Origin of the sequence: Pseudomonas sp. FP2196 (genome assembly GCF_030687715.1) — a bacterium.
GTDB lineage: Bacteria > Pseudomonadota > Gammaproteobacteria > Pseudomonadales > Pseudomonadaceae > Aquipseudomonas.
Genome location: NZ_CP117445.1, coordinates 3837819 through 3852101 on the forward strand (window position 1 = coordinate 3837819; position 14283 = coordinate 3852101).

The following is a 14283-nucleotide window of genomic DNA, read 5'->3' on the forward strand; positions in this document are numbered from 1 at the left end:
TCGCCTCCTGCGATGACGCCTTTCGAGGCTGGTTTGATTCGCACGGATAACAAGATTCCATTAGCCACGCCCGCTGACACCGGGCCAACGAAGACCTTTGAACCATGGCCACTATCCACGTAGACGGCAAAGCGCTCGAAGTCGACGGGGCAGACAACCTGTTACAGGCATGTCTGTCGCTGGGCCTCGACATTCCATATTTCTGCTGGCACCCCGCGCTTGGTAGCGTCGGGGCTTGCCGCCAGTGCGCGGTCAAGCAGTACACCGACGAGAACGACACCCGTGGTCGCATCGTCATGTCCTGCATGACCCCTGCCACCGACAACACCTGGATCTCCATCGAAGATGAAGAATCCAAGGCGTTCCGCGCCAGTGTTGTCGAATGGCTGATGACCAACCACCCGCACGACTGCCCTGTGTGCGAAGAAGGCGGTCATTGCCACCTGCAAGACATGACAGTGATGACCGGCCACAACGAGCGCCGTTATCGCTTCACCAAACGTACCCACCAGAACCAGCAACTGGGCCCGTTCATTTCCCACGAAATGAACCGCTGCATCGCCTGCTACCGCTGCGTGCGTTTCTACAAGGACTACGCTGGCGGCACCGACCTCGGTGTATTCGGCGCCCACGACAACGTGTACTTCGGTCGCGTTGAAGACGGCACCCTCGAAAGCGAGTTCTCCGGCAACCTCACCGAGGTCTGCCCGACCGGTGTGTTCACCGACAAGACTCACTCCGAGCGCTACAACCGTAAGTGGGACATGCAGTTCTCGCCGAGCATCTGCCATGGCTGCTCCAGCGGTTGCAACATTTCCCCGGGTGAGCGTTACGGCGAACTGCGTCGCATCGAAAACCGTTTCAACGGTTCGGTGAACCAGTACTTCCTGTGCGACCGTGGCCGTTTCGGTTACGGCTACGTCAACCGCACCGACCGTCCACGTCAGCCGCTGCTGGCCGACGGCACCAAGCTTGGACTGGATGCTGCGCTGGACAAGGCTGCCGATCTGCTGCGCGGTCGCAACATCGTCGGTGTCGGTTCGCCGCGTGCCAGCCTGGAAAGCAACTACGCGCTGCGTGAACTGGTTGGCGCCGAGCACTTCTACTCCGGTATCGAAGCGTCCGAACTGGAGCGCATTCGTCTGGTTCTGCAAGTGCTGAAAGACAGCCCGCTGCCAGTGCCAAACATGCGCGACATCGAAGACCACGACGCCGTCTTCGTCCTCGGTGAAGACCTGACCCAGACGGCTGCACGTATGGCTCTGTCCCTGCGTCAATCGGTCAAAGGCAAAGCTGAAGAAATGGCCGACGCCATGCGCGTTCAGCCATGGCTCGACGCTGCGGTGAAAAACATCGGTCAGCACGCGCTGAACCCGCTGTTCATCGCCAGCCTCGCTGAAACCAAGCTCGACGACATCGCCGAAGAATGCGTTCACGCAGCTCCGGACGATCTGGCGCGCATCGGTTTCGCCGTCGCTCACGCTTTGGACGCCAGCGCCCCTGCCGTTGAAGGTCTGGACGCTGAAGCCCTGGAACTGGCCAAGCGCATCGCCGACGCCCTGCTCGCGGCCAAACGTCCGCTGATCATCGCCGGTACTTCGCTGGGCTCCAAAGCCCTGATCGAAGCGGCGGCGAACATCGCCAAGGCCCTGAAGCTGCGCGAGAAGAACGGTTCAATCAGCCTGATCGTGCCGGAAGCCAACAGCCTCGGCCTGGCCATGCTCGGTGGCGAATCGGTGGATGCGGCGCTGCAAGCCGTGATTGACGGTAAAGCCGACGCCATCGTCGTGCTGGAAAACGATCTGTACACCCGCACCTCGAAAGCCAAGGTCGATGCGGCATTGAACGCTGCGAAAGTAGTGATCGTTGCCGACCACCAGAAGACCGCCACCACCGACCGCGCGCATCTGGTTCTGCCAGCCGCCAGCTTCGCTGAAGGCGACGGTACGCTGGTCAGCCAGGAAGGTCGCGCCCAGCGCTTCTTCCAGGTTTTCGATCCGCAGTACATGGACGCAAGCATCCTGGTTCACGAAGGCTGGCGCTGGCTGCACGCCCTGCGCGCCACCCTGCTGAACCAGCCAATCGACTGGACGCAACTCGACCACGTCACCGCTGCCGTGGCTTCGAGCACCGAGCAACTGGCGCGTATCGTCGACGCAGCACCGTCTGCTGCATTCCGCATCAAGGGTCTGAAACTGGCGCGTGAGCCGCTGCGTTATTCCGGTCGCACCGCGATGCGCGCCGACATCAGCGTTCACGAACCACGCACCCCGCAAGACAAAGACACCGCATTCGCCTTCTCCATGGAAGGTTACTCGGGTTCGGTCGAACCACGTCAGCAAGTGCCATTCGCCTGGTCACCGGGCTGGAACTCGCCGCAAGCCTGGAACAAGTTCCAGGACGAAGTCGGTGGTCACATCCGCGCTGGCGACCCGGGCACCCGCCTGATCGAAAGCACCGGTGATTCACTGAACTGGTTCGCTGCCGCTCCGCGCGCATTCAACCCGGCGCCGGGCACCTGGCAAGCCGTGCCGTTCTTCCACCTGTTCGGCAGCGACGAGAACTCGTCGAAAGCCGCTCCTGTGCAGGAACGCATTCCGGCGGCCTACGTGGCTCTGGCCAAGTCTGAAGCGGATCGCCTTGGGGTCAACGACGGCGCACTGCTGAGCCTGAACGTGGCCGGTCAGACCCTGCGTCTGCCATTGCGTATCAATGAAGAACTGGGCGCCGGTCTGGTGGCATTGCCTGCGGGCATCGCCGGCATTCCACCGGCATTTGCCGGCGTATCCGTCGACGGTCTGCAGGAGGCAGCGCAATGACCTGGTTCACCCCTGAAGTGATCGATGTGATCCTGACGGTCGTCAAAGCTATCGTGATTCTGCTGGCCGTGGTGGTTGCAGGTGCGTTGCTCAGCTTTGTCGAACGTCGCCTGCTGGGCTGGTGGCAGGACCGTTACGGTCCGAACCGCGTTGGCCCGTTTGGTATGTTCCAGATCGCCGCCGACATGCTGAAGATGTTCTTCAAGGAAGACTGGACCCCGCCGTTTGCCGACAAAGTGATCTTCACTTTGGCGCCGGTGGTGGCCATGTCCGCCTTGCTGATTGCGTTCGCAATCATCCCGATCACCCCGACCTGGGGTGTCGCGGATCTGAACATCGGTCTGCTGTTCTTCTTCGCCATGGCCGGTCTGTCGGTCTACGCGGTGCTGTTCGCCGGCTGGTCGAGTAACAACAAGTTTGCCCTGCTGGGTGCCTTGCGTGCCTCGGCGCAGACCGTGTCCTACGAAGTGTTCATGGGCCTGGCCCTGATGGGCATCGTGGTGCAGGTCGGCTCGTTCAACATGCGCGACATCGTCGAGTACCAGGCGCAGAACCTGTGGTTCATCATTCCGCAGTTCTTCGGCTTCTGTACCTTCTTCATCGCTGGCGTCGCCGTGACTCACCGTCACCCGTTCGACCAGCCGGAAGCGGAACAGGAACTGGCTGACGGTTACCACATTGAATACGCCGGCATGAAATGGGGCATGTTCTTCGTTGGCGAATACATCGGCATCATCTTGATCTCGGCGCTGCTGGTCACCCTGTTCTTCGGTGGCTGGCACGGTCCGTTCGGCATCCTGCCGCAACTGTCGTTCCTGTGGTTCGCACTGAAGACCGCGTTCTTCATCATGCTGTTCATCCTGCTGCGCGCCTCTATCCCGCGTCCGCGTTATGACCAGGTGATGGACTTCAGCTGGAAATTCTGCCTGCCACTGACCCTGATCAATTTGCTGGTGACCGCTGCGGTTGTGTTGTGGAACACGCCCGCGGTGGCGGTTCAGTGAGGATTTGACCCATGTTCAAATATATTGGCGACATCGTTAAGGGTACTGGTACCCAGTTACGCAGCCTGGTCATGGTCTTCGGCCATGGCTTTCGCAAGCGCGACACCCTGCAATACCCGGAAGAAGCGGTCTACCTGCCACCACGCTACCGTGGTCGTATCGTCCTGACCCGCGACCCCGATGGCGAAGAACGTTGCGTAGCCTGCAACCTGTGCGCCGTGGCTTGCCCGGTGGGTTGCATCTCGCTGCAGAAAGCTGAAACCGAAGACGGTCGCTGGTACCCGGACTTCTTCCGTATCAACTTCTCGCGCTGCATTTTCTGCGGTCTCTGCGAGGAAGCCTGTCCGACCACCGCAATCCAGTTGACCCCGGATTTCGAGATGGCCGAGTTCAAACGTCAGGACCTGGTGTACGAGAAAGAAGATCTGTTGATCTCCGGCCCCGGCAAAAACCCTGATTACAACTTCTATCGTGTTGCAGGTATGGCAATCGCTGGCAAGCCGAAAGGCTCTGCGCAGAACGAAGCCGAACCGATCAACGTGAAGAGCTTGCTGCCTTAAGGAAGAACGATGGAATTCGCTTTCTATTTCGCATCGGGTATCGCGGTTGTGTCCACGCTTCGCGTGGTCACCAACACCAACCCTGTGCATGCCCTGCTCTACCTGATCATCTCGTTGATCGCCGTGGCCATGACCTTCTTCGCACTCGGCGCACCGTTCGCCGGCGTGCTGGAAGTGATCGCCTACGCGGGCGCCATCATGGTGCTCTTCGTGTTCGTGGTGATGATGCTGAACCTGGGCCCTGCCGCGGTTCAGCAGGAACGCACCTGGCTCAAGCCCGGCATCTGGGCAGGACCGGTGATTCTCGCCGCCCTGCTGCTGGCCGAACTGCTGTATGTGCTGTTCGCTCACCAGAGCGGTCAGGCCATCGGCCACACCACCGTAGACGCGAAAGCCGTGGGCATCAGCCTGTTCGGCCCGTATCTGCTGGTGGTCGAACTCGCCTCGATGCTGCTGCTCGCCGCAGCCGTCACGGCGTTCCATTTGGGCCGTAACGAGGCGAAGGAGTAAGACATGCCTGCTATCCCTCTCGAGCATGGACTGGCGGTTGCCGGCATCCTGTTCTGCCTTGGTCTGGTCGGCCTGATGGTCCGCCGCAACATTTTGTTCGTGTTGATGAGTCTGGAAGTGATGATGAACGCCTCTGCACTGGCGTTCATTGTGGCGGGTGCCCGTTGGGGCCAGCCGGATGGACAGATCATGTTCATCCTGGTGATCAGCCTTGCAGCTGCCGAGGCCAGTATTGGTCTGGCGATCCTGCTGCAACTGTATCGCCGCTTCCACACGCTCGATATCGACGCTGCCAGTGAGATGCGCGGATGAACCTAATCTTTCTGACTTTCGTATTCCCTCTGATCGGTTTCCTGCTGCTGTCGTTCTCCCGTGGACGCTGGTCGGAAAACCTTTCGGCGCTGATCGGCGTGGGTTCCATTGGCTTGTCGGCGATTGTCACCGCCTACGTCATCTGGCAATTCAACGTCGCACCTCCCGAAGGCGGTCACTACACCCTGGTGCTCTGGCAGTGGATGGCGGTGGAAGGCTTCAAGCCTGACTTCGCGCTTTACATCGACGGCCTGTCGATCACCATGCTTGGCGTGGTGGTGGGCGTGGGTTTCCTGATCCACCTGTTCGCCTCCTGGTACATGCGCGGTGAAGCGGGTTACTCGCGCTTCTTCTCGTACACCAACCTGTTTATCGCCAGCATGCTGTTTCTGGTCCTGGGCGATAACCTGTTGTTCCTGTACTTCGGCTGGGAAGGCGTGGGCCTGTGCTCGTACCTGTTGATCGGTTTCTACTACAGCAACCGCAACAACGGTAACGCCGCACTCAAGGCCTTCATCGTGACCCGGATCGGCGACGTGTTCATGGCCATCGGCCTGTTCATCCTGTTCCAGCAAGTGGGCACGCTGAACATCCAGGAACTGCTGGTGCTGGCACCGCAGAAATTCCAGGTCGGCGATTTCTGGATCACCTTGGCGACCCTGATGCTGCTGGGCGGCGCTGTCGGTAAATCGGCGCAACTGCCACTGCAAACCTGGCTCGCGGATGCAATGGCCGGTCCTACCCCGGTTTCGGCACTGATCCACGCTGCAACCATGGTGACCGCCGGTGTCTACCTGATCGCCCGTACTCACGGCCTGTTCACCCTGGCGCCGGACATCCTGCACCTGGTCGGCATCGTCGGTGGTGTGACTCTGGTTCTGGCCGGTTTCGCCGCACTGGTGCAAACCGACATCAAACGTATCCTCGCCTACTCGACCATGAGCCAGATCGGTTACATGTTCCTGGCGCTGGGCGTTGGTGCCTGGGATGGCGCGATTTTCCACCTGATGACCCACGCCTTCTTCAAGGCTCTGCTGTTCCTTGCTTCCGGTGCGGTGATCGTTGCCTGCCACCACGAGCAGAACATCTTCAAGATGGGCGGCCTGTGGAAAAAACTGCCACTGGCCTACGCCAGCTTCATCGTCGGCGGTGCTGCGCTGGCTGCTCTGCCACTGGTTACCGCAGGCTTCTACTCCAAGGACGAAATCCTTTGGGAAGCGTTCGCCAGCGGCAACCACGGTCTGCTCTACGCAGGTCTGGTCGGTGCGTTCATGACGTCGCTGTACACCTTCCGCCTGATCTTCATCACGTTCCACGGTGAAGCCAAGACCGAAGCCCACGCCGGTCACGGTATCGCTCACTGGCTGCCACTGTCGGTGCTGATCGTGCTGTCGACCTTCGTCGGCGCCATGATCGTTCCACCGCTGCACGGCGTATTGCCGGAAAGCGTTGGCCATGCCGGTGGCGAAGCCAAGCACAGTCTGGAAATCGCGTCGGGCGCCATCGCCCTGGCCGGTATCCTGCTGGCAGCGCTGCTGTTCCTCGGCAAGCGTCGCTTCGTGACAGCAATCGCCAACAGCGGCATCGGCCGTTTCCTTTCGGCCTGGTGGTTCGCCGCCTGGGGCTTCGACTGGATCTACGACAAACTGTTCGTCAAGCCTTACCTTGCGATCAGCCACATCCTGCGCAAAGACCCGCTCGACCAGACCATCGGTCTGATCCCGCGTATGGCCAAGGGCGGTCACACTGCCCTGAGCCGCACCGAGACCGGTCAACTGCGTTGGTACGCTGCTTCGATGGCTGCTGGTGCCGTGCTGGTAATCGGCGCCATCGTGCTGGTAGCGGTCTGATATGAACCTTGCGAATTTGCGAAAGGAAACGAGCCCGTCATGATTCTGCCTTGGCTAATCCTGATCCCCTTCATCGGCGGCCTGCTGTGCTGGATGGGTGAGCGCTTCGGCGCTACCCTGCCCCGCTGGATTGCGCTGATCACCATGTCCCTGTTGCTCGCGATCGGCCTCTGGCTGTGGGCTACCGGTGACTATTCATTTGCCCCGGCGCCTGGCGCCGATCCGACCTGGGCGCTTGAGTTCAAGCACATCTGGATCGAGCGTTTCGGCATCAGCGTGCACCTGGCCCTCGACGGCCTGTCGCTGTTGATGATCCTGCTGACCGGTCTGCTGGGTATCTTGTCGGTACTCTGCTCGTGGAAAGAGATTCAACGTCACGTTGGCTTCTTCCACCTGAACCTGATGTGGATCCTGGGCGGCGTCGTCGGCGTGTTCCTCGCCCTCGACCTGTTCATGTTCTTCTTCTTCTGGGAAATGATGCTGGTGCCGATGTACTTCCTCATCGCGCTCTGGGGTCACAGTTCTTCGGACGGCAAGAAAACCCGGATCTACGCAGCAACCAAGTTCTTCATCTTCACTCAGGCTTCCGGCCTGATCATGCTGGTGGCGATCCTCGGTCTGGTGCTGGTCAACTTCAACAACACTGGCGTGATTACCTTCAACTACGCCGACCTGTTGAAAACCAAGATGTCGATGACCACCGAGTACATCCTGATGCTCGGCTTCTTCATCGCCTTCGCGGTCAAGCTGCCTGTCGTACCGTTCCACTCCTGGTTGCCTGACGCTCACGCCCAGGCGCCGACTGCGGGTTCCGTCGACCTCGCCGGTATCTTGCTGAAAACCGCTGCCTACGGCCTGCTGCGTTTCGCTCTGCCGCTGTTCCCGAACGCTTCGGCCGAGTTCGCGCCGATCGCCATGACCCTCGGTCTGATCGGGATCTTCTACGGTGCGTTCCTGGCGTTCGCGCAAACCGACATCAAGCGTCTGATCGCCTTCTCGTCCGTTTCCCACATGGGCTTCGTCCTGATCGGCATCTACTCCGGCAGCCAACTGGCCCTGCAAGGTGCAGTGATCCAGATGCTGGCGCACGGTGTGTCGGCAGCCGCACTGTTTATCCTCAGCGGTCAGTTGTACGAGCGTCTGCACACTCGTGACATGCGTGAGATGGGCGGTCTGTGGTCGCGTATCGCTTACCTGCCGGCGATCAGCCTGTTCTTTGCAGCCGCTTCGTTGGGTCTGCCGGGCACGGGTAACTTCGTCGGCGAGTTCCTGATCCTGATCGGTTCTTTCGCCAGCTGGCCCTGGATCACTGCGATTGCCACCTCCGGTCTGGTGTTCGGTTCGGTCTACTCGCTGATCATGATCCACCGTGCGTATTTCGGTCCGTCCAAATCGGATTCGATCCTGCACGGTATGGACGCTCGCGAACTGATCATGGTGCTAGGCCTTGCGGTGCTGCTGATTTACCTCGGCGTCTACCCGCAACCGTTCCTCGACACTTCTGCCGCCACGATGCATGGCGTTCAGCAGTGGCTCGGCACCGCCTTCACTCAACTCGCTTCGGCCCGGTAAGAGCGCTATGGAATTCACGATTCAACACTTTATTGCGCTTGCGCCACTGTTGATCACCAGCCTCACCATTATCGTGGTGATGCTGGCAATCGCCTGGCGCCGCAACCACTCGCAGACCTTCCTGATCTCGGTGGCCGGTCTGAACCTGGCCTTGCTGTCGATCCTGCCGGCCCTGAAAGTCGCGCCTCTGGCCGTGACCCCATTGCTGCAGATCGACACCTTTGCCTGCCTGTACATGGCGCTGATCCTGGTCGCCACCCTCGCTTGTGTGACCCTCGCCCACGCCTATCTGGGCGATGGCGGTTCGGGTTACCCGGGCAACCGTGAAGAACTGTACCTGCTGATCCTGATGGCCGCCGCCGGTGGTCTGGTTCTGGTCAGCGCGCAGCACCTGGCCGGTTTGTTCATCGGTCTGGAACTGCTCTCGGTGCCGGTCTACGGTCTGGTGGCTTACGCCTTCTTCAACAAGCGTTCGCTGGAAGCCGGCATCAAATACATGGTGCTGTCGGCTGCCGGTTCCGCGTTCCTGTTGTTCGGTATGGCGCTGCTTTACGCAGACGCCGGTTCGCTGAGCTTCGTCGGTATCGGTCAGGCCCTGGCCGCCACTGGTCTGCCTAGCCCGCTGGCGCAACTGGGCCTGGGCATGATGCTGATCGGTCTGGCGTTCAAGCTGTCGCTGGTACCGTTCCACCTGTGGACGCCGGACGTGTACGAAGGTGCTCCGGCACCGGTCGCTGCGTTCCTTGCGACCGCTTCGAAAGTGGCCGTGTTCGCCGTGATGGTGCGTCTGTTTCAGATCTCCCCTGCTGCCAGCAGTGGCGTACTGAGCGACGTGCTGACCGTCATCGCCATCGCCTCGATCCTGTTCGGTAACCTGCTGGCCCTGACCCAGAGCAACCTCAAGCGTCTGCTCGGTTACTCGTCCATCGCGCACTTCGGCTACCTGCTGATCGCCCTGGTGGCGAGCAAGGGTCTGGCGGTGGAAGCCATCGGCGTCTACCTGGTCACCTACGTGATCACCAGCCTCGGCGCGTTCGGCGTGATCACCCTGATGTCCTCGCCGTACAACGGCCGTGACGCGGATGCCCTGTACGAATACCGCGGCCTGTTCTGGCGCCGTCCGTACCTGACCGCCGTCCTGACCGTGATGATGCTGTCCCTGGCCGGTATCCCGCTGACTGCGGGCTTCATCGGCAAGTTCTACATCATCGCTACCGGTGTCGAGTCGCACCAATGGTGGCTGGTCGGTTCGTTGGTACTGGGCAGCGCCATCGGCGTGTTCTACTACCTGCGCGTGATGGTCACCCTGTACCTGATCGAGCCGAACCTGCGTCGCCACGATGCCGAGTTGCACTGGGAACAGAAAGCAGGCGGCGTCATGCTGCTGGCCATCGCCCTGGTTGCGTTCTTCCTCGGCGTTTACCCGCAGCCATTGCTGACGCTGGTTCAGCAGGCGGGTCTGGCGGGCTGATTGCTCGGCTGGCTAGAAATAAAAACGGCACCTTCGGGTGCCGTTTTTGTTTTTGTGGGATTCAACATCTCAAGCGCTTGCGCTGGCCTCATCGCGGGCAAGCCCGGCTTCCACAGGTTTGTGCGTCGTTCACAAACTCCGGGCACACCCAAAAACCATTGTGGGAGTGAGCTTGCTCGCGAAGTCGAACGTTCCCACCGCCCCCGTCAACTCGTCCTACAGGTGTTTCCACGACCGGCGTCTACCGTTGAAAAAGGGACGAAAAGCAAGGCCAGGAGGCCTTGACCGATTCGATTTTCGAGACAACACTATACGCGGGTAACGTACAGAAAATGGATGCTCTATTTATCGAATTGCCTGTATTTCAGAAGCACCGAGACGACTATCTGGATGACGATCTGTTTCGCAGCTTTCAACTGGAGTTGCTGAAAAATCCGGAAGCGGGCGATCTCATCGAGGACACAGGCGGGCTTCGTAAAATTCGCTTTGGCGACCAAGGAAGAGGGAAAGGCAAGCGCAGCGGATTACGAGTGATTTATTACTGGTGGTCAGGCTTCGATCAGTTCTGGCTCTTTACCGTCTACAACAAAAACGAGCAGGACGATCTGACGCCTGCCCAGAAAAAACTTTTCAGAAAAACACTGGATAGAGAACTCAACGCGAGAAGCCACTATGAAACGTGACATTTTTTCCGAACTGATGGATGGACTCGAAGCACTGGCCGATGAACGCCAAGGCAAAATCACCTTGCGTACCCACAAGGTTCAGTTGCCAAAACTGATGCCAATCACTGCGGAGGAAGTGGTAGCCATCCGTCAGCAACTTAATCTTTCCCGGTCAGTATTCGCGATGTATCTACGCACCAACACGCGAACGCTCGAAAACTGGGAGCAAGGACGAGCAACGCCCAATGCTCAGGCCACAACCCTGATCCGTCTGGTCGAGCGTTTTCCACAGACAATCGAACAACTCGCAGCCCTGACCTGACACAGGGTTGTGATTCCAGCCACATGACGAAATTGTAATTCCCTCATCACCTTGGCGTTATCCGCAGCTTGCAACGATGTTACCCGGCGACCATGCCGGCGGGCGCTTGCCCGTCGAACAATAAAACCCACGCCGAAGCACGTTCCCGTTCTGCCGAACCCAAGGAGTGTTTGATGGTTAACAATTCAAAAATGTCGATGGCCGCTTTAGCGGTGGTGGTCGGCTCCGGGCCGTCCATGGTGTTTGCAGAAGAAAAAGCCGAAGGCTTTATCGAAGGCAGCAGCCTGACGGTGCTCAACCGTAATTTCTATTTCAATCGTGATCACCGCAACGGCGAATCCAGCCCTACCGGCAACGGATATTCCGAAGCCTGGTCGCATGCGGTGATCAGCAAGTTCGAATCCGGCTTTACCCAAGGCACCGTCGGGGTCGGTGTTGATGCGTTTGCGATGATCGGTTTGAAACTCGACACCGGTGGCGGGCGCAATGGTGGGCGCAGTTCGTTTGATGTGCTGCCGGTCAACAGTGACGGCGAGGCGCGGGACGAATACACCAAGGTCGGTGGCGCCGCGAAAGTGCGGGCATTCGATACGGTGGTCAGGGTCGGTGATGTATTCCCCGCCAACCCGGTAGTGGCGGCGGGTGACTCGCGTTTGCTGCCGGAAAGCTTTCTCGGCGTGACGGCGACCAACACCAGTATTGAAGGTCTATCGGTTCAGGGTGGTCGACTGCACGCGATGAGCCAACCGGTGTCCAGCGACATGCGCGAAAACTTCGCGACCTTTTATGCCGGCCCGGTCAATTCGCCGTGGATCGCTTACGGCGGCGGCGATTATGTGCTGAACAAAAACCTCAGTTTCAGCCTGTATTCCAGTCGCCTCAAGGATGCCTGGAATCAGTACTACGCCGGCACCGCGTGGACGTATCCGCTGTCGGATGACTTGTCGCTGTTTGGTGGTTTGAATTACTACAAGGCTGTCGACGAGGGCAAACAACTGCTCGGTGAGTTCGACAACAACATCTGGAGCGGCCGTGTCGGCGTGAAACTCGGCGCGCATTCCGTCGCCCTCTCCCACCAGCGCAACAACGGCAACGACGATTTCGATTACCTGCGCCAGTCCGATTCGATCTTCCTCGACAACTCCATCCAGTACAGCGACTTCAACTCGCCCAAGGAACGTTCATGGATGGTGCGCTACGACCTCGACATGACCCCCTATGGCGTGCCCGGTTTGTCGTTCATGACCCGTTATGCGCGCGGCACCGACGCCGACTATTCCAACGCCAACGCCGTGTACATGCGCCGCGATGGCGACGGCAATCCGCTGACGGATCAGAAGCGCTGGGAGCGGGATATCGAAGTCAAATACGTGGTCCAGAGTGGTTCGTTGAAGGACATGTCACTGCGCTTGCGCCAGGCCACCACTCGCGCCACGGCGTTCGAGTCGGACCTGGATGAAGTGCGGGTGATTGTCGAGTATCCGTTGGCGATTCTCTGAGTTCACGAGCAATGCACATTCACCTTTAGAAGCTCCTTGCTCCTTTGGAAAGAGGTGAATTTTTTGGCGTCCTTCGGGGCGCTTTTTTTGCCTGCAGTTCGCAGGTAATCAACCCGCTATCGAAAAAACCTGGCGGGTAGCCGATTAAGCCAAGTTCTAGCGCAAAGGCAGCATCAGGGTAATAGGAGAAATGGCGGGGCACGGAATGAATCCCGCGTACTTGATGTAAAAATTCGACAAACGATTATTCAGCGGATGAACAATTATCGCGCTGGATCCAATCGACTGAGACGCGTTGATCGCTCTTTCAATAGCATCTTGCAGTAAATCGATGGCGAAGCCTTGGCCCTGAGCTTCGCGAGTTACCCCCATGCGCCCCAATAGCGTTACCGGATGGACGTTGGGCGAGTTGCGTTGGCGACTTTTCGGCATGACGCTGGCACGGGCGACTGATCCGCTGGAGAGCGTGTAGTACGCCATCACATTCGACGTGCCTTTGAGGCAACTGACGTAAACAACAGCCTGCTTGGTGGATTGGGCTTTGCGCGCCTTCCTCTGCAGGTATTGGTCGATGGTCACCTCACCAGAATCGAAGGCATCGAGTTCGTGTTGGTCATTGAGCTTCTCGGGGGCGGTCAACTCCAACGTTTTGGACGTGCGAGCAGTTGGTGCAGGCATTCGTTACCTCGAGCCGGATTGGCTTCAATTGCCTGTTCGAATGCGTCAAATGCGCTGTCGTCGAGAAGGAACAGTCGTTTATCCAGAATCACTTCCTCAGCTTTTTGGCAGGCTGCTTCCAGGATAAAACTAGTGCGATCACGACCAGACATGGCAGCTGCCAGATCGATCAGATTACGTTTCTTTTCGTCCGCTCTCATGTTGATTGGAACGGGTTTGGATTTTTCAACGCTTTCAGTTGTGGTGGACATTGTTCTGTATCCCATCTGGGTAGGTGATGTTGGAACTGGAGCCTCCTTATGGCATTAGCACATCAGCTTTTGTCTGCTTTTCATTTTTTGACTCCTTGAGCGGCCCGGAGAGGTTTAGGCCATGCTTCGTAACGTGAGATCTAACGTTTGAGGTGCGAAGCCATCAAGGCGGCTTCGGAGTCGATTCTATCTTTTCCGTGTAGCTAATGCATATACGCGTATAGCTTTCTGATACACGGTCATAGTTCTTGGATGGCGAGATTGCAAATCTCGCCATCCGCCTCTGCATTTATGCGGTAGGTTCCAAGTTATCCAGTGCCTTGTTTACCGCCAGCTCACCAAGCATCACCACTTGCGCGATCCCCAGCAACGTCTTGCGCTGCGTGCCTTGCAGCAGCGCCGCGAAGTCGCCGAGCATGACGCTGGCCGAGCCCAGGGATTCGCTGGCGTTGGCCAGCAGGGATTCTGTGTCGGCCTTCGGATTAACCTGGAACATCTGGTTCTGGATGTAGGGCGTGGCCATGATGGCGGCGGTGGGTTTGAGGTAGAAGTCGAGGGCGCGGTCGGCGGCTTCGTGGAGTTTGCGGGTGTCTTCGCCAGCGTAGGGGGACGTTGTATTGGCGTCCGCAGGAATGGTTGTTTCGGGCGGATTGGGTGTTGGCTTTTTCATGGTGTATCTCCAGTCTTACGGTGGAGCTGGCCCATTCGGTTCCACGCGAGGGGTGGCAGCTGTACGCAGGTTGGAACCCGGGGACCAGAGAAAACCCGGC

General features: G+C 58.9%; 14 protein-coding genes. 11 read left to right on the plus strand and 3 right to left on the minus strand.

The window, feature by feature from the left end:
• Positions 1 to 104: 104 nt before the first annotated feature.
• From nuoG to PSH79_RS17195, 11 genes are all read left to right on the plus strand, one after another.
• The gene (gene nuoG / locus PSH79_RS17145) at positions 105 to 2819 is read left to right on the plus strand and encodes an NADH-quinone oxidoreductase subunit NuoG (RefSeq protein WP_305438604.1); all 2715 of its coding nucleotides are present in this window, start codon (positions 105 to 107) and stop codon (positions 2817 to 2819) included.
• Complete coding sequence (nuoH, locus tag PSH79_RS17150) at positions 2816 to 3823, plus strand: NADH-quinone oxidoreductase subunit NuoH (RefSeq protein ID WP_064390680.1); 1008 nt, start codon at positions 2816 to 2818, stop codon at positions 3821 to 3823. The genes nuoG and nuoH overlap by 4 nt, the downstream gene beginning before the upstream one ends.
• 11 nt (positions 3824 to 3834) lie before the next feature.
• On the plus strand, positions 3835 to 4383 hold the full coding sequence (gene nuoI, locus PSH79_RS17155; RefSeq protein WP_007920177.1) for an NADH-quinone oxidoreductase subunit NuoI: 549 nt from the start codon (positions 3835 to 3837) through the stop codon (positions 4381 to 4383).
• A gap of 9 nt (positions 4384 to 4392) precedes the next feature.
• Entirely contained in the window at positions 4393 to 4893 is a 501-nt protein-coding gene (nuoJ, locus tag PSH79_RS17160) for an NADH-quinone oxidoreductase subunit J (protein WP_305438605.1), read from the plus strand.
• A 3-nt stretch (positions 4894 to 4896) separates the two neighbouring features.
• A complete protein-coding gene (gene nuoK / locus PSH79_RS17165) occupies positions 4897 to 5205 on the plus strand; it encodes an NADH-quinone oxidoreductase subunit NuoK (RefSeq protein WP_003223790.1) in 309 nt (102 codons plus the stop codon).
• The gene (gene nuoL / locus PSH79_RS17170) at positions 5202 to 7055 is read left to right on the plus strand and encodes an NADH-quinone oxidoreductase subunit L (protein ID WP_305438606.1); all 1854 of its coding nucleotides are present in this window, start codon (positions 5202 to 5204) and stop codon (positions 7053 to 7055) included. Before nuoK ends, nuoL begins: the two co-directional genes overlap by 4 nt.
• Before the next feature lie 39 nt (positions 7056 to 7094).
• Positions 7095 to 8627: an NADH-quinone oxidoreductase subunit M gene (gene nuoM / locus PSH79_RS17175; RefSeq protein WP_305438607.1), complete on the plus strand. Its 1533-nt coding sequence runs from the start codon at positions 7095 to 7097 to the stop codon at positions 8625 to 8627.
• A gap of 7 nt (positions 8628 to 8634) precedes the next feature.
• A complete protein-coding gene (gene nuoN / locus PSH79_RS17180) occupies positions 8635 to 10098 on the plus strand; it encodes an NADH-quinone oxidoreductase subunit NuoN (RefSeq protein WP_305438608.1) in 1464 nt (487 codons plus the stop codon).
• 332 nt (positions 10099 to 10430) lie between these two features.
• Complete coding sequence (locus tag PSH79_RS17185) at positions 10431 to 10781, plus strand: toxin (RefSeq protein ID WP_305444000.1); 351 nt, start codon at positions 10431 to 10433, stop codon at positions 10779 to 10781.
• Positions 10771 to 11085, plus strand: coding sequence for a DNA-binding transcriptional regulator (locus tag PSH79_RS17190; protein WP_007964870.1), 315 nt, complete (start codon positions 10771 to 10773; stop codon positions 11083 to 11085). The genes PSH79_RS17185 and PSH79_RS17190 overlap by 11 nt, the downstream gene beginning before the upstream one ends.
• Positions 11086 to 11258: 173 nt before the next feature.
• The gene (locus PSH79_RS17195; RefSeq protein ID WP_305438610.1) at positions 11259 to 12584 is read left to right on the plus strand and encodes an OprD family porin; all 1326 of its coding nucleotides are present in this window, start codon (positions 11259 to 11261) and stop codon (positions 12582 to 12584) included.
• 156 nt (positions 12585 to 12740) lie between these two features.
• On the opposite strand, the gene PSH79_RS17200 is transcribed toward PSH79_RS17195, so the two are convergent.
• The 3 genes from PSH79_RS17200 to PSH79_RS17210 all read right to left on the minus strand — a co-directional run bounded on the left by PSH79_RS17200 (position 12741) and on the right by PSH79_RS17210 (position 14183).
• On the minus strand, positions 12741 to 13262 hold the full coding sequence (locus PSH79_RS17200; protein WP_305438611.1) for a hypothetical protein: 522 nt from the start codon (positions 13260 to 13262) through the stop codon (positions 12741 to 12743).
• Positions 13220 to 13513 (minus strand): DUF1778 domain-containing protein, encoded by a 294-nt coding sequence (locus tag PSH79_RS17205; protein WP_305438612.1) that lies wholly within the window; start codon positions 13511 to 13513, stop codon positions 13220 to 13222. Before PSH79_RS17205 ends, PSH79_RS17200 begins: the two co-directional genes overlap by 43 nt.
• A 289-nt stretch (positions 13514 to 13802) precedes the next feature.
• Positions 13803 to 14183, minus strand: a complete 381-nt coding sequence (locus tag PSH79_RS17210) for a DUF6124 family protein (protein WP_305438614.1) — start codon at positions 14181 to 14183, stop codon at positions 13803 to 13805.
• Positions 14184 to 14283: the final 100 nt, after the last annotated feature.